The 17,854-nt window shown below is 73.9% G+C and carries 14 protein-coding genes and 2 pseudogenes; 10 read left to right on the top strand and 6 right to left on the bottom strand.

Features of this window, described 5'->3' with window-relative positions:
- Positions 1 to 71: 71 nt before the first annotated feature.
- Positions 72 to 902, bottom strand: coding sequence for a PP2C family protein-serine/threonine phosphatase (locus EES42_RS34355; RefSeq protein ID WP_124722102.1), 831 nt, complete (start codon positions 900 to 902; stop codon positions 72 to 74).
- Positions 903 to 1,169: 267 nt separating this feature from the next.
- Between EES42_RS34355 and EES42_RS34350 the strand changes: the two genes are divergently transcribed.
- The 8 genes and pseudogenes from EES42_RS34350 (at position 1,170) to EES42_RS34315 (ending at position 8,481) form a co-directional block, all read left to right on the top strand.
- Positions 1,170 to 1,469, top strand: coding sequence for a DUF1876 domain-containing protein (locus tag EES42_RS34350; protein WP_124722101.1), 300 nt, complete (start codon positions 1,170 to 1,172; stop codon positions 1,467 to 1,469).
- Between the two features lie 16 nt (positions 1,470 to 1,485).
- The gene (locus EES42_RS34345; RefSeq protein WP_124722100.1) at positions 1,486 to 2,046 is read left to right on the top strand and encodes a (2Fe-2S)-binding protein; all 561 of its coding nucleotides are present in this window, start codon (positions 1,486 to 1,488) and stop codon (positions 2,044 to 2,046) included.
- The gene (locus EES42_RS34340; protein ID WP_124722099.1) at positions 2,043 to 4,430 is read left to right on the top strand and encodes a xanthine dehydrogenase family protein molybdopterin-binding subunit; all 2,388 of its coding nucleotides are present in this window, start codon (positions 2,043 to 2,045) and stop codon (positions 4,428 to 4,430) included. Before EES42_RS34345 ends, EES42_RS34340 begins: the two co-directional genes overlap by 4 nt.
- Positions 4,427 to 5,290, top strand: a complete 864-nt coding sequence (locus tag EES42_RS34335) for an FAD binding domain-containing protein (protein WP_124722098.1) — start codon at positions 4,427 to 4,429, stop codon at positions 5,288 to 5,290. The genes EES42_RS34340 and EES42_RS34335 overlap by 4 nt, the downstream gene beginning before the upstream one ends.
- A 57-nt stretch (positions 5,291 to 5,347) precedes the next feature.
- Positions 5,348 to 5,926, top strand: a pseudogene (locus EES42_RS34330) (VWA domain-containing protein); the annotation flags it as partial.
- On the top strand, positions 5,919 to 7,076 hold the full coding sequence (locus EES42_RS34325) for an XdhC family protein (protein ID WP_124722097.1): 1,158 nt from the start codon (positions 5,919 to 5,921) through the stop codon (positions 7,074 to 7,076). The pseudogene EES42_RS34330 and the gene EES42_RS34325, both read left to right, overlap by 8 nt.
- Positions 7,077 to 7,095: 19 nt before the next feature.
- Complete coding sequence (locus EES42_RS34320; RefSeq protein WP_124722096.1) at positions 7,096 to 7,788, top strand: SRPBCC family protein; 693 nt, start codon at positions 7,096 to 7,098, stop codon at positions 7,786 to 7,788.
- A gap of 70 nt (positions 7,789 to 7,858) precedes the next feature.
- A pseudogene (locus tag EES42_RS34315) lies at positions 7,859 to 8,481 on the top strand (DUF6629 family protein).
- Here the strand turns inward: EES42_RS34315 and EES42_RS34310 are convergent.
- The 4 genes from EES42_RS34310 to EES42_RS34295 all read right to left on the bottom strand — a co-directional run bounded on the left by EES42_RS34310 (position 8,478) and on the right by EES42_RS34295 (position 14,030).
- Positions 8,478 to 9,329 carry an SCO6745 family protein gene (locus EES42_RS34310; RefSeq protein ID WP_124722095.1) on the bottom strand — a complete coding sequence of 284 codons (852 nt, stop codon included), beginning with the start codon at positions 9,327 to 9,329 and terminating at the stop codon, positions 8,478 to 8,480. The pseudogene EES42_RS34315 and the gene EES42_RS34310 overlap by 4 nt on opposite strands.
- 135 nt (positions 9,330 to 9,464) lie before the next feature.
- On the bottom strand, positions 9,465 to 11,168 hold the full coding sequence (locus EES42_RS34305) for an acyl-CoA dehydrogenase family protein (protein WP_124722094.1): 1,704 nt from the start codon (positions 11,166 to 11,168) through the stop codon (positions 9,465 to 9,467).
- A 98-nt stretch (positions 11,169 to 11,266) separates the two neighbouring features.
- Positions 11,267 to 11,878 carry a TetR/AcrR family transcriptional regulator gene (locus tag EES42_RS34300; RefSeq protein ID WP_124722093.1) on the bottom strand — a complete coding sequence of 204 codons (612 nt, stop codon included), beginning with the start codon at positions 11,876 to 11,878 and terminating at the stop codon, positions 11,267 to 11,269.
- Between the two features lie 112 nt (positions 11,879 to 11,990).
- A complete protein-coding gene (locus EES42_RS34295) occupies positions 11,991 to 14,030 on the bottom strand; it encodes a SpoIIE family protein phosphatase (protein WP_124722239.1) in 2,040 nt (679 codons plus the stop codon).
- A 218-nt stretch (positions 14,031 to 14,248) separates the two neighbouring features.
- On the opposite strand from EES42_RS34295, the gene EES42_RS34290 reads away from it, so the two are divergent.
- Positions 14,249 to 14,857, top strand: a complete 609-nt coding sequence (locus EES42_RS34290) for an ArsR/SmtB family transcription factor (RefSeq protein ID WP_124722092.1) — start codon at positions 14,249 to 14,251, stop codon at positions 14,855 to 14,857.
- On the top strand, positions 14,854 to 16,224 hold the full coding sequence (locus tag EES42_RS34285) for an MFS transporter (protein WP_124722091.1): 1,371 nt from the start codon (positions 14,854 to 14,856) through the stop codon (positions 16,222 to 16,224). Before EES42_RS34290 ends, EES42_RS34285 begins: the two co-directional genes overlap by 4 nt.
- A gap of 45 nt (positions 16,225 to 16,269) precedes the next feature.
- On the opposite strand, the gene EES42_RS34280 is transcribed toward EES42_RS34285, so the two are convergent.
- Positions 16,270 to 17,589 (bottom strand): DUF2254 family protein, encoded by a 1,320-nt coding sequence (locus tag EES42_RS34280; RefSeq protein WP_124722090.1) that lies wholly within the window; start codon positions 17,587 to 17,589, stop codon positions 16,270 to 16,272.
- Between the last annotated feature and the right edge of the window lie 265 nt (positions 17,590 to 17,854).

Here is a 17,854-nt window from a genome sequence, read left to right as displayed (position 1 = left end):
GGATCCGGCAGCGGCCGGAACGCTCCCGTCCGCGGCCTCGACAGTGGCCGGGGCGGCCCGGTGACGCACCTTCAGTACCGGCCGGGTACGGTCCCGTGCCGTACCACGAGCACCGCGGCGTCGTCCTGGTGCCCGGTCTGCTCCGCCGCCCGCAGTACCGCGTCGGCCAGCTCGCCGGCGTCGGCGCCGACCCTCGCGTGCACCAGCCGGGTCACCGCGTCCAGGCCCCGGTCGATCGGGAACGAGGGCCCCTCCACCACGCCGTCCGTGACCAGGACGAACGCGCCGGGGGCGGTCAGCCGCCGGCGGGTGACCGGATAGTGCTCGCCCGCCTGGATCCCCAGGGGCAGCCCGCCCTCGTCGCTGGTCACCCCGGACCGCCCGTCGGCCGTGGCCCACACCGCCGCGACATGCCCGGCCCGGGCGCTCTGCAGCTCCCGGGACACCGGGTCGAGACGGATGAACGTACAGGTCGCGAAGAGACCGGAGCCCACCGAGACCAGCAGGTCGTTGGTCCGGCCCACGACCTCGCCGGGGTCCGCGGCGGTGGCGGCTATCGCCCGCATGGCGATCCGGATCTGGCCCATGAACGCGGCGGCCTCGACGTCGTGCCCCTGCACGTCCCCGATGGCGAAGGCCAGCGCACCGTCCGGCAGCACGAAACCGTCGTACCAGTCACCGCCGATGTCCAGCCCGCTGCGGGCCGGTGTGTACCGGGCGGCGGTCTGGAGTCCGGGCCGGGCGGGCAGCGCCGCCGGGAGCATCTCGCGTTGCAGCACCTCGGCCAGCTCCACCCGGGCCTGGTGCAACTCCACCTCGCGGCGCGCCCGGGAGGTGAGCTGTTGCAGCGTGGTGAGCAACTCCTCGGCACTCGCCGAACGGGGAGGACGACGCCGGTTCATGGGCCGCTCCGCACTGCGCTCGTCGGCGCGGCGCAACCCGGGGCATGCCGCGGCTGGGCCGTCCGGGGTATCGACGGGCCGGATCCCGGTGCGACGTTCGGCCGTCGCCCGCTTTCGGTGGAATTGGACACCCTGCATCCTATTTCGGCGGTGTGATCTCCGCAGGACGAGCCGGAACGCGCGAACGCGCCCGGCCGGGTGGATCCTGGTGGCAGGACCGCGTCGAGGCGGCGCATCGCGACCGGACGCGGTCGCAGGAGGTGCGCGATGACCCGCACGCTGGAGTGGAGACTGCGCCTCGGCCTGACCGAGGACGACGGGACGACCAGGGCGGAGGCGGTGCTGGACACCGGCTCCGCACGGCTCACCGGACACGGGGTCGCCCGCTGCAACCCGCAGGACGTGGACGTACCCGCCATCGGCGACGAGCTCGCGGCGAGCCGGGCCATGAAGGACGTGGCCGCACAGCTGATGAAGGCCGCCGACGCGGACCTGGAAACGGTGGGCGCCGGACCCGCGAGCGGCCCGGTGGCCCCGCCCTACGCCTGGACCGACACCACGGCCTGAGCCCCCGGGAGCACCCATGACCCGCTTTTCGACGACCGTGGACGGCACCCGGTACGAGGACGAGGTCGAGCCCCGGCTGCTGCTGGTCCACTACCTCAGGGACCACCTGGGACTCACCGGCACTCCTGTCGGCTGCGACACCGGCAACTGCGGCGCATGCACCGTCGAACTCGACGGCGACAGCGTCAAGAGCTGCTCCGTACTGGCCGTCCAGGCCGATGGCGGCGAAGTGACCACCGTCCAGGGCCTCGCCACCGACGGCGAATGGACAGCGCTGCAGACCGCGTTCCACGAACAGCACGCGCTGCAGTGCGGCTACTGCACCCCCGGCATGATCATGGCCGCCCGCGACCTGCTCAAGGAGAACCCCGACCCCACGCCCGAGGAGATCCGCCGGGGGCTGGAGGGCAACCTCTGCCGCTGCACCGGCTACCAGAACATCGTGCGCGCCGTCCTGGCGGCGGCCGCCGAGGAGCGTCGCCGCGAGGCCCCCGCACCCCGGTCCGCGGACACCGGCCGGCCGGACACGCGGCCCGCCCCCGCCCCGGCCACCGCCGGGCAGGAGGCACGGACATGACCGCCCAGGCCACCACCGACGCACCACGCCCCGAGGTGGGCCGCTCCCGCACCCGCAAGGAGGACGCACGGCTCGTCACCGGCCGCACCACCTGGACCGACAACATCACCACGCCCGGCCTGCTGTACCTGGCGATCCTGCGCAGCCCCATGGCCCCCGCCCGGATCGACCGCATCGACGTGGCGCCGGCGCTGGAACGCCCCGGGGTGATCGCCGCCCTCACCGGCCGTGACCTGGCCGACGAGCTGGGCCCCATGCCGTGCGTCTGGCCGGTGACCGAGGACATCGTCATGCCCGACCACCCCGCCGTCGCCGTCGACGAGGTGCGGTACGCCGGAGAGCCCGTGGCCGTGGTCGTCGCCCGCGGCCGGTACGCCGCCGCGGACGCGCTGGAGGCCGTGGAGGTCGACTACACACCCCTGCCACCGGTGCTCGGGCTGGAAGCCGCGCTGGCCGACGACGCACCCCTCGTACACGCCGGGAAGGGCACCAACCGCTGCTACACCTGGCCGCTGGACACGGGCAACTACGCCGCCCAGAAGGCCCGCGCCGACGTCGTGCTTCGTCGCCGCTACACCCAGCAGCGCCTCATCCCCAACGCCATGGAACCCCGGGCGGTGGTCGCCACCCCGCCCACCGCGTCCAACGAGTACACGCTGTACTCCGCCACCCAGGTCCCGCACGTGGCCCGGGTCATCCTGTCCATGGTCACCGGGATCCCCGAACAGCGGCTGCGGGTGATCGCCCCCGACGTCGGCGGCGGATTCGGCTCCAAACTCCAGGTGTACGGCGAGGAGGCCGTCGCGCTCGCCCTCGCCCGGAAGCTCGGCAGACCCGTCAAATGGACCGAGTCCCGCTCCGAGGGCTACCAGGCCACCCACCACGGCCGCGGCCAGATCCAGGACATCGAGATCGCCGCGACGAAGGACGGCGAGATCCTCGGCCTGAGCGTCGACCTGCTCGCCGACATGGGCGCCTACCTGATGCTGATCACCCCCGGCATTCCGCTGCTCGGCGCGTTCATGTACCCGGGGATCTACAAGATGAACGCGTACACCTTCCGGTGCACCGGCGTCTTCACCACGAAGACACCGACCGACGCCTACCGCGGCGCCGGCCGCCCCGAGGCGACCTTCGCGATCGAGCGGACCATGGACGAACTAGCCGCCGAACTCGGCCTGGATCCCATCGAGTTGCGCCGCCGGAACTGGATCCGCCACGAGGAGTTCCCGTACACGTCCATCGCCGGACTCACCTACGACAGCGGCAACTACGAAGCGGCCACCGACCGGGCACTCGCCCTCTTCGGTTACGACGGCCTGCGCGCCGAACAGCGCGAGCGCCGCGCCCGCCACGACCCGGTGCGGCTCGGCATCGGCATCTCCACCTTCACCGAGATGTGCGGCCTCGCGCCCAGCCGCGTACTGCGCGACCTGCGGTACGCCGCCGGGGGCTGGGAGGCCGCCACCATCCGCATGCTGCCCACCGGAAAGGTCGAGGTCACCACCGGGACCAGCCCGCACGGACAGGGCCACGCCACCTGCTGGAGCCAGATCGCCGCGGACGTGCTCGGGGTGCCGTTCGACGACATCGAGGTCGTGCACGGCGACACCAGGGCGGTCCCGCAGGGCATGGACACCTACGGCTCGCGGTCGCTGGTGGTCGGCGGACTGGCCGTCCACCACGCCGCGCTGAAGGTGGTGGCCAAGGCCCGCAGGGTCGCCGCGCACCTGCTGGAGGCGAACGAGGCCGACCTGGAGTTCACCGCCGGGACCTTCTCGGTGCGGGGATCGCCGGAGGCGACGAAGACCATCCAGGACGTGGCGTACGCGACGTTCTCGTCCCACGACCTGCCCGACGGGATGGAACCGACGATCAACGCCGGACACCTGGTCGACCCGGACAACTTCTCGTACCCGCACGGCACGCACCTGTGCGCGATCGAGGTCGACACCGAGACCGGGCGGGCCCGCATCCGCAGCTACGTCTGCGTCGACGACATCGGGAAGGTGATCAACCCGATGATCGTCCAGGGCCAGATCCACGGCGGCCTCGCCCAGGGCATCGCACAGGCGCTGTACGAGGAGGCGGTGTACGACACCGAGGGCAATCTGGTCTCCGGGACGATGGCCGACTACCTCGTTCCCGCCGCGCCGGACCTGCCGGACTTCGTCACCGACCGCACCGAGACCCCGGCGACCTCCAACGCCCTCGGCGTCAAGGGCGTTGGCGAGGCCGGGACCATCGCCTCCACCCCGGCCGTCGTCAACGCGGTCGTGGACGCGCTGCGGCCGCTCGGCGTGCGGGACGTGGCCATGCCCTGCACCCCGCAGCGCATCTGGCAGGCCGTCACGGACGCACGGGCGAAGGGGGCGAGGACATGATTCCCGCCGCATTCGACTACGTACGGCCCGACACCATCGACGAGGCGGTACGCACCCTGCACGACGGCGGCGAGGACGCCAAGGTCCTGGCGGGCGGACAGAGCCTGATCCCCATCCTCCGCCTGCGCCTCGCCTTCCCCGAACTCCTCGTCGACCTCGGCCGCATTCCGGAGCTGCGCGGCGTCCGCGAGGACCCCGCCACCGGGTCGCTCGTCATCGGAGCCATGACCACCCACCACGACGTCATCCACGACCCCCTGGTACGCCGCCACGCCGGGCTGCTGGCAGCCGCCACCGAGACCGTCGCCGACCCCGCCGTACGCCACCGCGGCACGCTCGGCGGCTCGCTCTCCCACGCCGACCCGGCCGGCGACCTCCCGGCGGTGCTGCTCGCCCTGGACGGCGAGATGGTGGCCGCGGGGCCGCGCGGCAGGCGTACCGTCCCGGCCCGCGAGTTCTTCGTCGACTACCTGCGGACGGCCCTGGCCGACGACGAGGTGCTGGTGGAGATCCGGGTGCCGAGGGCCGACGGCTGGGGGTTCCACTACGAGAAGTTCAGCCGGGTCGCCCAGGGCTGGGCGATCGTCGGCGTCGCCGCGCTCGTACGGCGCGTCGACGGCCGTATCGCCGAGGCCCGCATCGGCCTGACCAACATGGGCTCCACACCGCTGCGCGCGAGGACCACCGAGGCGGCGCTCGCCGGGGCCGAGGCGGTCCCGGCCGCGGTGGCGTCCGCCGCCGACGCGGCGGCGGAGGGCACCCGCCCCGCCACGGATCTCTCCGCGACACCCGAGTACCGCGCACACCTCGCCCGGGTGCTGACCCGGCGAGCGGTGCTGGCCGCGGCCGGGACGGAGTGAACGGTGACCGGACCGGCGGCCGGGGCGAACACGACGGACGCGACGGACGGGTCCGCTCGGCTGCGACACCGCGCCCCCGTCACCAAGCCGCGCCGGGTGGTGCTGCTGCTGGACGTGAGCGGCTCCATGGACCCGTACGCGGACGCCCTGCTGCGCTTCGCGCACGCCGCGGCGCACGGCCCGGCGGCCCGTACCCCCACCGAGGTCTTCACCATCGGCACCCGGCTGACCCGGGTGACCCGCGAGATGGCGCACCGGGACCCGGACACCGCACTGGCCGCGGTCGCCGCCGCCGTCCCCGACCGCAGCGGCGGCATCCGGCTCGGCGAGATGCTCCGCGCCTTCCTCGACGGCTGGGGGCAGCGCTCCTGCGCCCGGGGAGCGGTGGTGGTCGTCCTCTCCGACGGCTGGGAGCGCGCCGACCCCGCGCTGCTCGCCGACCAGATGGGCCGACTGCACCGGCTGGCGCACCGCGTGGTGTGGGCCAACCCCCGCAAGGCGCAGCCGGGTTACGCACCGCTCGCGGCGGGCATGGCGGCCGCGCTGCCGCACGTGGACGCGTTCGTCGAAGGGCACAGTCTGGCGGCCCTGGAGCAACTGGCCGCAGTGGTACGGGGGGTGGCGTCCGATGCGTGAGATCCTGCCGGTGCTCGGCCGCTGGTACGCCGCGGGGGAGCCGTTCGGGCTCGCCACCGTCGTCGCGGTGAGCCGCAGCGCACCGCGCGGCCCCGGCGCGGCGATGGCCGTGGGCCCGGACGACGAGGTCGTGGGCAGTGTCTCGGGCGGCTGCGTCGAGGGAGCGGTCTTCGAACTCGCCAAGGAAGTCGTGGAGACCGGCCGGGCCCGGCTGGAGACCTTCGGCTACAGCGACGAGGACGCCTTCGCCGTCGGGCTCACCTGCGGCGGCGAGATCACCCTCCTCGTGCGCCCGGTCACGGCGGCGGCCGACCCCACCTTCGGCGAGGTGGCCGCGGCGGTCGCCGCACACCGCCCGGTGGTGGCCGCCACCGTGACCGACGGACCCGCACCGCACGGGGCCGCTCTCGCGGTCCGGCCGGACACCGTGTCGGGATCGCTGGGCGCGAGCGGCCTGGACGCCGCGGTGACCGCCGACGCGCGGGGGGAACTCGCCCAGGGCGCGACGGGGTTGCGGCACTACGGGCCGAACGGCGAGCGGCGCGAGGACGACGTCGCGGTCTTCCTCCAGTCGTTCGCCCCGCCGCCCCGGATGCTGGTCTTCGGCGCGATCGACTTCGCGGCGGCGGTGGCCCGGATCGGCGCGTTCCTCGGCTACCGGGTCACCGTCTGCGACGCCCGCCCCGCCTTCGCCGACGCCCGGCGCTTCCCCGCCGACGCCGAGGTCGTCGTCGACTGGCCGCACCGGTATCTGCGCGAAACGGAGACCGACGGGCGGACCGTGATGTGCGTACTCACCCACGACCCCAAGTTCGACGTACCGCTGCTGGAGGTGGCACTGCGCACCCCGGCCGCCTACATCGGCGTCATGGGCAGCCGCCGGACGCACGAGGACCGCCTGGCCCGGCTCCGCGAGACGGGTCTGGGCGACGGCGAACTGACCCGGTTGCGTTCCCCCATCGGCCTCGACCTCGGGGCACGCACCCCGGAGGAGGTGGCCGTCTCCATCGCCGCGGAGATCGTGGCCCTGCGCTGGGGCGGCACGGGCAGCCCGCTCACGGACACGGCCGGGGCGATCCACCGCCATGCCCCGGACCGGGACGGTCCCGGGCCTTCTTCGAGACCGGTGCGACCGGTGAGACCGGTGTGATTCATGTGAGGAGCCGACCATGCAGCTGCAGAACTCATTCACCGTGCCCGTCCCGGCCGACGAGGCCTGGCGGACCCTGCTCGACATCGAAAGCGTCTCGCACTGCATGCCGGGCGCGACCGTGGAGGAGTTCGACGGCGACACCGTCAAGGGCTCCGTGAAGGTGCGGGTGGGACCGATCACCGTGACCTACCGGGGCACGGCGACCTTCCTGGAGAAGGACGACGCGGCCCACCGCATGGTCCTGTCCGCCCGGGGCAACGAAGTACGCGGCCAGGGCACGGCGAGCGCCACGGTGACCGGCACCCTGACCGAGCACGACGGCACCACGACCGTCTCCGTGACCACCGACCTCACCGTCACCGGACGGCCGGCCCAGTTCGGCCGCGGCGTCATGAGCGATGTGAGCGACGGCCTCCTCGGCCGCTTCGCCGACTGCCTCGCACAGCGGCTGTCCGCGACACGACCCGCCACTTCCGCCACACCCGCGGCGGGTGCCGCCGCCGACACGTCGGACAGTGTGACGGACACCGCGCCGACGGACGGGGTAGAGCCGATCGATCTGCTGCGCGCGGCGGGCGGACCGGTGGCACGGCGCGCCGCGCGGACCCTCGCCGTGGCCGCACTCGCCGCACTCGCCGTGCTGCTCGCCCGGCGCGGCTGCCGCCACTGCCGCTGCGGCGGACTGTGCCGCACGTGTCACAGCGGCTGACCGCCCCAGGAGCCGTAGCGTCGCCCACGGAAGCGACCGGTTCCGTACCGCCGGGTCCATGGGGGACGCCATGTGCTGGAGTGCGACCGCCGACCTCGTCGCCGGCACGGGCATCGCCGCCATCGGGGTGGCGTGCGTCGCGCGGGTGCGGCGGGTGCGTGACCTGCCGTTGGCGGCGCTGCCGCTGCTGCTCGGCGCCCACCAGATCATCGAGTCCGTGATCTGGCGCTCGGGCGGCGCAACCGGCCCCGCCACCCTCGCCTGGGCCGTCGTCGCCCTGCCCGTACTGCCGTTGTGGGTCGCGCTGGGGGTGCTGTGCGCCGCCCCGCCGCAGGCCCGGCGCCGACTGCTGATCCCCGTCGCGGCCGCCGTCGCCACCGCCGTGTGCCGCTGGCGTACAGCCTGGCGACCCGCCCGGTGACCGCCGAGATCCGTGGCCACACCCTCGGCTACGCCCTGGACCTGCCCCGTTCCGGACTGCTCGTCACCGGATATCTCCTGGCCACGGTCGGCGCCCTGCTCCTGTCCGGTGACCCGGTGCTGAGGTCGCTCGGGGCGCCGGCCGCAGCCGGGGCCGTCGTCTGTGTGGCGCTGTGGCGGCTGGAGTTCGTGTCGACCTGGTGCGCCTTCGCGGCGGTGTGCTCGGTGATCCTGCTGGTCCGGACCCGCCCGGACCCCGTGCCCGAACCCTAGACCGGCCGGGGCAGTCCGATCGGGTTGGGGAACGGCAGCAGCTCCGCCCCCAGCACCAGCCGGGTCGGCAGCTCCAGGTCGGCGAGCAGCTCGTCCACCGCGCTCTCGGTGAGCGGGCGCAGCAGGCGGGCGGCCAGCCGGTCGGTGGTGTCCTCGACGAGCTCCCGCTCCCGGCGGCCGCGCGGTGTGGCGGCCGACTCCGCGTCGATCAGGCCCCGGGAGCGCAGCCGTTCCCCGGCGTCCGCCCACTCCGCCTCGCTCCAGCCGCGGTCGAGCCGGATGCCCTCGCGCGGGACCCGCCCCGTGGCCGCGGCGAGCACCAGTGCCTCGGGCGCGTCGAGACCGTGGTCGGCGAGCGCGGCGATGTGCGCTTCACCCCGGAACTCCCGCAGCGCGGTGGTGAGTTGCCACAGGTTCTCCACCGGGTCGGTGCGGTCGCACAGCGCTCGGTTGGCGGCGAACAGCGGGCGGGCCGGTGCGGCGGCGTCCGCCACCATCGCGGCGAGCGGCGGTACGAGCCGGCCGGCGAGGGAGTCGATGCCCGGGACCAGCCGGCGCAGCGCACCGGCGGCCAGCCGGGCACGCAGGTCGGTGAGCTTCTCGGGGGTGACGACACGCCACGCGCCGGGCAGTGCGCGGGCCACCATGCCCGGTGCGAAGACCCCCAGGACCGCGGCGGCGGCCTCGGGAAGGATCCGCCCCATGGGGGCCGTACGAGTGGCGAAGTACCCCGTCCAGAAGCCCTTGAGACCGACCGGTCTCCCGATGCCCCGGCACTCCTCGTCGAAGTAGACCACTGCGTGGAGGGGCTCGGTGCGCAGCCACAGGGTGCGGGGTCTCGACTCCATGCGGCCAACCTAACGCGCGATGTGCCGACCACGCCCGGCGACGGCGGGCGGGCGCCGCAGGCCCCGGGGGAGTGCGACGGGACCTCGTCGGCACTCCCCGGTCCGTCCGCCCGTCCGGCGTACCCGGCCGAGGGTTCAGCCGTCGGCGCCGAAGTGCCGCTCCACGATCGCCGCGGCGTCGGTGCCGCGCGGCAGGATGCCGTACTGGTTGCCGCGTCCCTCCCCGAGCCGGGCGGCCACGAACGCCTCGGCCGACGCGGCCGGTGCGTGACGGAGCATCAGCGAGGCCTGCAGGGCCAGCGCCATGCCCTCGACCGACGCCCGCGCCCGGGTCTGCGCCGCCAGCGGGTCGCGCAGGTCCTCGGCCAGCTCCCGGCGCAACCGGCCGACATGCGCGTCCAGTACGGAACTGGCACCGGCCGTGGTCTCCAGCTCGGCCCAGAAGACGTCCAGCGACTGCGGAGTGCGCCCGATGCCCCGCAGCACGTCGAGGGCGATGACGTTGCCGGAGCCCTCCCACACCGCCATCACCGGCTGCTCGCGGTAGCGCCGGGCCAGCGGCCAGTCCTCGGTGTAGCCGTTGCCGCCCAGGCACTCCAGCGCCTCGTAGGCGTGGTGCGGGCCGCGCTTGCAGATCCAGTACTTGGACACCGCGGTGGCCAGCCGGCGGAACATCTCCTCGGACTCACCGCTGCCGCTCTCGTACGCGTGGGCCAGCCGCAGCGAGGTCCAGGTCGCGGCCTCCGTCTCCAGCGCCAGATCGGCGAGGACCGCCGTCATGGCCGGCTGGTCGGCCAGCCGGGCACCGAAGGCGCTGCGGTGCCGGGCATGCCAGATCGCCTCGGACACCGACTGGCGCATCCCCGCGGTGGTGCCCAGCACACAGTCGAGCCGGGTGTGGTTGACCATCTCGATGATGGTCGGGACACCGCGGCCGGGTTCGCCCACCCGTACCGCCCAGGTTCCGTCGAACTCCACCTCGGAGGAGGCGTTCGACTTGTTGCCGAGCTTGTTCTTCAGCCGCTGGATCCGGACCGTGTTGCGGGTGCCGTCGGCCAGCACCCGCGGCACGAGGAAGCAGGTCAGCCCGGCCTCGGCCTGGGCCAGCACCAGGAAGGCGTCCGACTGCGGGGCGGAGAAGAACCACTTGTGACCGGTCAGCAGATGGGCCCGGCCCTCGGGGTCGGAGGCCAGCGGGACGGCCCGCGTGGCGTTGGCGCGTACGTCGGAGCCGCCCTGCTTCTCCGTCATCCCCATGCCGAAGGTCAGCCCGGACTTGCTGCCCGGAGCGACCAGCCGGGGATCGTACGAGCGGCTGAGCAGACCCGGCAGCCAGTCCCGGCCCACGTCCGGGTCGCGCTGGAGGACCGGGACCACGGCGTGCGACATGGACATCGGGCAGCCGTGGCCGGGCTCGATCTGGGTGAACAGCATGAACGACGCCGCCCGCGCCACCGCCGCCCCGGGCTTCGGGTCGGCCCAGCCCGCGGTGTGCGTGCCGTGGGCGACCGCCGCGCCGATGATCTCGTGGTACGCGGGGTGGAAGTCGATCTCGTCGACGCGGTTCCCGTACCGGTCGTGGGTGCGCAGGGCCGGCGGCGAGGTATGGGCGAGCTCCGTGTTGAGCTGGAACCGTCCGGAGCCGACCAGGGTGCCGATCCCGTGCAGTTCCGGTTCGTGCCAGGCCGCCCCGAAGGTGCGGACGGCCTCGGCGAGCGGCAGGTTGGTGCCGTACTCGTCGAGGTCCACCCGGGGCGGTGCCTGGTTGGTGACCTCGTGGGTGAGGTGCGGCGCGGGGGCCCCCGGCCGCGGGTCGGTCCGGTGCTGGGTGACGGTCATGGCGGGTGGTCCTGTCCTGGGTCGAGGGTTCTGGTGGATGGTCGGCGCGGCGGGGGAAGCGAGTCGGGGGAATCGGTACGGCGGCGGGCGGCCCGGGTTCAGGTACTCCGGGCCCCGACCGCTCTGAGGCACAGCGCGGTGACGCTCGCCACGACGGGCTCCGGATCCGTTCGCGCGCCGACCGGCGAGAGCGGGCCGAGCAGCGCCTCGCCGACCGCCCCGATCACGGCGGCGGCCGACAACTGAGCGTTCTGCTGGGGCAGTTCGCCCGCCGAGATGCCCGCGACGATGACCGTCTCGGCGAGCAGGTGGTAGCCGCGCCGGTAGGTGAGCCGCTCCTCCTCGACGAGCGGGTCGACCGGTTCGGCCAGCAGTGCCCAGGCCGTACGGGGGCTGCTCAGCGCGCGGTACGAGAAGACCTCGACGAGCGCGCTCAGCTGCTCGGTGGAACCGCTCCGTGCCTGCACGGCCCCCCGTACCGCGCTCAGCTCATGGCCCGCGACGTGCCGGAAGACCGCGGCGAGCAGCTCCTGCTTGGAGGCGAAGTGGTTGTACACGCTGCCGGTGGCGACGCCGGCCCGCCGGGCGAGCGCGGAGATGCCGGCCGCCGGGTATCCGCCCTCCGCGAGCAGCTGCCGCGCCGCGTCGAGCAGTCGCTCACGGTGGGCGAGGCGGGTCGCCTCCGTGCGGGCGGTGGGTCGGTAGGTCATGATCTGAACCCCGATTCATATCTTCCGTTGTCCAGCCAACCACTGTTGTTCCCCGGGTGCAATGGCCCGGCGCGCGGCCGGGCGGCTGCCCGCCGGAGCCGCCCCGCGCCGGTCAGGAGCCGTCCGCGTCCGGCCCGATCTCCTGCTCGGTCCACAGGGTCTTGCCGTCGGTGCCGTACCGGGTGCCCCAGTGGGCGGCGAGCTGGGAGACGATGAACAGCCCGCGCCCGCCCTCGTCGACGGTGCGGGCGTGGCGCAGATGGGGCGAGACCGGGCTGCCGTCGTGCACTTCGCAGGTGAGCGTGCGGTCCAGGATCAGCCGGAGCCGCAGTGGAGGGGTGCCGTAGCGCACCGCGTTGGTGACCAGTTCGCTCACGATGAGCTCGGTCGCCTCGATCGTCTCCTCGTCGAGGTGCCAGCCGTCGAGCCGGTCGCGCACGAGCGTGCGGGCGACGCCGGGGGAAGTCCGGTCGCTGGGCAGCTCCCAGGTCGAGAACCGGTCCGGCGGGACGGCGCCGGTGCGGGCGAGGAGCAGGGCCGCGCCCTCCCGGTGCGCGTCGGCCGGCAGGTTGTAGACCACGTCGTCGCACAGGTCCTGAAGGCCGCGGCCGGAATCGGAGAGGGCCTCGCGCAGACCGGCCGGCCGCCGGCCCTCGGGCATGGGGGTGCCGGAGAAGAACGCCAGGACGCTGCCTTCGTCGAGCGCGAACGTGCCGGTGGCGAAGGGGGCGCTGTCGACGGAGAAGAGCCGGGGGCCCTCGGGCACGTCCAGCGGGACCGTGCTGCCGTCGGGGGCGAGGAGACCCGCGGTCGCGTCCCCCGCCCGGGCGATGGTGCAGGTGCCGGCGAACGGGTCGTGGACGGCGTACATGCACGTGGCCGTGAGGGACTGCCCGAGCAGCCGGTCCGCGGGCGGCAGCGCCTCCCGCTCCCTGGCCAGGCGGTCGGCGGTGTCGGCCAGCCTGGCCAGCACCTCGTCGGGCTCCAGGTCGAGACCGGCCAGTGCGTGGAGGGCGGTCCGCAGCTGGCCCATGGTGATGGCCGTCTGGAGCCCCGGACCCTCGACGGCGCCGACCACCAGCGCGGTGCGGGCACCGGAGAGACCGATGGTGTCGAACCAGGAGCCGCTGTTGCGTCCGGGCAGCAGGACATGGGCGGTCTCCAGGGCGACGTTGTCGTCGTCGCTCTGCGGCAGGAGTCGGCGCTGGACGATGGACGCGATCACATGGTCGCGCTCGTACTGCCGTGCGTTGTCGATGCTGAGGGCGACATGGGCGGCGGCCGTCAGTGTCAGCGGGAGATCGTTCTCCTCGAAGGGCTCCGAGTCCCGGCACCGGTAGAGGCTCACCAGGCCGAGGACCGCGCCGTGCAGTTTCAGCGGCACCACGATCATGGAGTGGGCCCCGGTCGCCTCGATCAGCCGCGCGCTCTCGGGGGCCGTGCCGAGCCAGGGCGTACGGGCACCGATCCGTACCAGGCGGGGCCGGAGGTCCGACACGGCCAGTGCGTAGGGCGTACGGGCGGGCAGCCGGCGCATCTCGCCCACGAGGCCGTCCCGGTGGCCGTCCGCACCGTGACCCCGCAGGGCCACCCGGCGCAGCGGCACATCGTGCCCCAACGGCCCCGGCGGCGGATCCGACCCTCGCAGCACCTCGTCCACCACCTCGACGACGGCCAGGTCGGCGAAGACCGGCACCACGGCCGTCACCAGCCCCTCGCAGGTGGCCGCCACATCGAGCGACCTGCCCACCCGGGTACGCACCGCGGCCAGGCAGGCCGCCCGGGTGCGCGCCTTCTCCTGCTCGTCGACGTCGACGAGCGTGGCCAGCAGCCCGAGCGTCCGCCCCCGCGCGTCGTCCAGCCGGTGGACGGAGACCTTGAGACTGCGATCGCGGCCGGGACTGTCCGCGAGCCGGCCGCGGACCACCAGATCGCGCACGGCCACCCCGCTGTCCAGCACTTCGCGCAGCACCCGCTCCGCCTCGTGCGGCCGCTCCACCCGGTACGCGTCGGTGAAGTACTGCCCTGCCAGGCGCTCGGCCGGAACGGCGTCGGAGAGGACGTTCGTCCGCACCACCCGCAACTGCGTGTCCAGGACATGCAGCCCCACGGCGGACTGGGTGAACAGGCTGTGCAGGATCGCCGCCGCCATGTCGTCGGCCCCTGCCGAAGCGGGCACCGGCGCACCGGCGTCCGACACGTCCGACACGGATTCACCCCCATCAGGCTCCGCCGCCCGCCCGGATCGGCAGGTTAGGGACAAGCGTCGGCGCACCCTGCGGACTTCGCCACCGGGGGCCGCCCGCAGGCCGCTCGGAGCACAGATGTGAGAGTTGACTCTCACATATTATGAGAGGAAGCTCTCACGTTATGGATTCCAATAACCGACTGGGCGATATCGAGATCACCGATCCGCAGGCCATGCGGGCACTGGCACATCCGGTGCGGCTGGCAATCCTCGACCACCTTCAGCGGCACGGGCCCGCGACCGCCACACAGCTCGCGCCCGACGTGGGAGCGACTCCATCCGTGACCAGTTGGCATCTGCGCCACCTGGCAGGCTTCGGACTGGTCCGCGACAGCGAACCGGGCCCGGACCGCCGTCAACGGCGGTGGGAGGCGGTGGCGAGCGGCTTCCGGTTCGAGACGCCGCAGGACCCGGCCGACGAGGAGGGCCGGTCGGCCGCGCGGGTGCTGTCGCAGGAGATGTTCCGGCGCTCCGCCGGCCTCCCGGAACGATGGGCCGCCGAGGTCGAACCCGGACTCGACCCGGCCTGGCTCGGGCACGCCGGGCTGGCCAACACCCGCGTCGTCGTCTCCGCCGAGGAACTCGCGGCCATCGAGGACGGCATCGAGCGCCTTCTCGCGCCCTACGTCACCCGCGACGTGGCCGAGCGGCCCGCCGGGGCCCGCGGCGTCCGGCTGCTGCGCTACGTCCTGCCGGAAGGCGCCGAGGAGCAGACCGGGCGGACACCGTGACCGGCCCGGCGCGGAGCGCCGAGCCATCGCTGTGGCGGGACCGGCGGTTCCGCCGCTTCTGGGCCGGTCAGTCCGTCTCGCAGTTCGGCGACCGGATCACCGAGCTGGCCCTGCCCCTGATCGCCGTCGGCGCCCTGGACGCCACAGCCAACGAGGTGGCGTGGCTGACCGCGCTCATCTGGACGCCGAACCTGCTGGCCATGGTCCTGGGGGCCTGGGTCGACCACCGGGCCCGCAAACGCCGACTGATGATCCTCGCCGACCTGGTGCGGGCCGCGGTGCTGCTCAGCCTCCCGGCGGCCTACCTCCTGGACGCGGTGACCCTGGGGCAGCTGTACGTCGTGGCGCTGCTGACCGGCGCCGCGGGAGTGCTGTTCAACACCGCCTATCCGCCGTTCTTCGTGCGCCTGGTGCCGCGCGCTTCCTACGTCGACGCCAACAGCAAGCTGAGCGCCGCCCGGTCCGTGTCGTTCGTCGCGGGACCGGCCATCGGCGGCCCACTGGTCCAGGTGCTGACCGCGCCCGTGGCCATAGTGGTGGACGCCCTGACGTTCCTGGCGTCGGCGGTCCTGATCAGCAGGGTCCCGGTCGCCGAACCGCCGGCCGCCGCCACCGCGGAGCCCTCACTGCTGCGGCGCGCCAGGGACGGCCTGGCCTTCGTCGTCCGGCATCCGGTACTGCGGGCCGGGCTCGGCTGCGCGGCCACCGTCAACTTCTTCACCTTCGTGGCGGGCAGCGGACTGTTCGTGCTGTACGCCAGCCGGAGCCTCGGACTCTCCGCCGGAGTGATCGGCATCGCGTTCGGGATCGGCGCGACCGGTGCGCTCCTCGGCGCGGTGCTCGCCCCGAGGATCTCGCTCCGCTTCGGCGTGGGGCGCAGCATCTCCCTGGGTGCGGTGCTGTTCCCGGCGCCGCTCGCCATCGCCGCCGCCGCGGGCGGCCCGCTCTGGCTCCGCGCCGGAGCCCTGGCCGCGGCCCAGTTCGTCTCGGGCTTCGGCGTCATGCTGTTCGACGTCAACCTCAACTCCCTCCAGGCCGCGGTGATCCCCGACGGCATGCGCAGCCGGGTGGCCGGTGCGTACAGCACGATCAACTACGGCATACGCCCCGTCGGCGCCGTCGTCGGCGGGCTGCTCGCCACCCTCGTCGGCCTGCGGGCCACGCTGCTCGTCGCCGCCGTCGGCGGAGCCCTGTCGCTGCTCTGGCTGCTGCCCTCGCCGATACCCCGCATCCGTTCCCTGGCCCCGGACAACGCACCGGACAACACCGAGGACAACGCACCGGACAACACTGAGGACAACGCACCGGACAACGCCGAGGGCGGTACCGACGACGCGGACGCCGGCAGTCGGCCGGTGGCTCCATGACACATGGGCGGCGGCCCGGTGCGGACCACGGACACCGCTCCGGCCTCAGCCGGGGGAGTCCCCCCGAGGGGCCGAGCCGCCCAGACCCTGGTGGTCGGGGACGTCCGCGACCGCAGACAGCAGGGGGTCGGAGAGGGCCGTCGCGGACAGGCGATCCAACGCGGCCGTGCGCCGGGCGAGTTCCGGCCTGCGCGACTGCGGCGCGGCGGCGGTCACGTGCTCCAGCAGCGCGCGAAGGCGCCGGACGACCTGCGGGTTGGACGAGCCGTACAGCAGCGTCTCGTCCAGGGCGAGGGAGACGAAGTCCGCCCAGCCGGGCGCCGGGTACGACACCCGGGGAGTGCCGCTGCCGTCGAGCAGCCAGGCGTCGCCCAGGGAGCGTCGCGACAGCCGCAGGAGCGCGTCCTCGATCTGGTCCAGGGCCTGTACCGCTGTCGTCGGGTCGTTCACGGCCGGTGAGAGCGCCCTGATCGCGATGTCGGCCAGCAGCCGGAACCCGTACGCGGCGTCCTGCTCCACGGTGCGGCTGGGGCCGTACCGGACACAGGCGGCGACGCGCGCCGCCCGGCGGACGTCCACACTGCCCCCGCCGCCCACCGGCTCCACGAACGCGATCGTGGCACCGGCCCCCGCGAAGTCCCCGATCGCGCGGACGAAGCGGATCCGCAGACCGCGGCGGGCGGCGAGCCGTACCAGCCTCGGCTCGTCGACGGAGAGCAGGACGGCCGGCCCGCCCCCGTGGACGACGGGTACGCGGGCGCCGCGGTGGGTGTCGTCGGCGGTGGGCGGCACTGGCACCGCGGGCCCCGGCGGATACGTCTGGTCGATGACGGTGCGCAGCCGTTCGGCGACCCCGCGCGAGAGGCCGCCGCCCGTCACCGCGTGCCGCAGGGAGGCCAGGAGACGGAGCACGACGACGGAATCGACCAGCACCAGCCCCACGGCGAGGGTGACGCTTCCCCGGGGGACCAGATCGTTCTGCACCTGGCTGAGGGCCACGAGCGCGTACAGAGCGGTGCCGATCAGCAGTCCGAAGAGCACCAGGTACCGGCTGAAATGCCCCAGCGCCGAGACCAGCCGGGGCGACATCGACTGGACGGTCTGGATCACGAGCGTGATCGCCGTGACGATGAAACCGGCGAGCGTGATCATGCCGCCCGCGATGGCGGCGAGCGTCGCCTGCGCCGTCGACGCGTCGAACCCCAGCCCCGTCGACGGCAGATGCTGCTCCCAGCGGGGTACGGCCCACCCGAGGAAGGCGCCCAGCACGACCAGCAGAACGGCCGCGCCGCGGCTGCGTACGTTGCGGGCCCGGTTGGAGCCCCTGCTGCGGCGGGGTGCCCGGGCGCGGGCGGGCGGCGTCATCGTGGGGCGTGCGGGGAGTGCGCGGGGCCGGGCGGGGATGCGGCGCTGCTCATACCTCTCCTGACCCCGATGCCGTCACGTCCGAGACCGCCATCGTGGAACCCCGCCACAGGTCCCACAAGCCGCGATGCTCCGGGCGGGCGACGAGGCCCGGTACGGCAACGGGCCCGGCCCCGCCCTCGCGTCCCCCGTTCGGAGCAGCCCCGATCGTGCCCCGATGCCCGCCGTCGGAGGGTGGGCCGGACGCGTCCGCGCACTTCGGCCG

It is taken from the genome of Streptomyces sp. ADI95-17, assembly GCF_003846175.1.
Taxonomy (GTDB): domain Bacteria; phylum Actinomycetota; class Actinomycetes; order Streptomycetales; family Streptomycetaceae; genus Streptomyces; species Streptomyces sanglieri.
The sequence above is the reverse complement of the archived record's forward strand: the minus strand, read 5'-3'. Positions and strand labels throughout refer to the sequence as shown.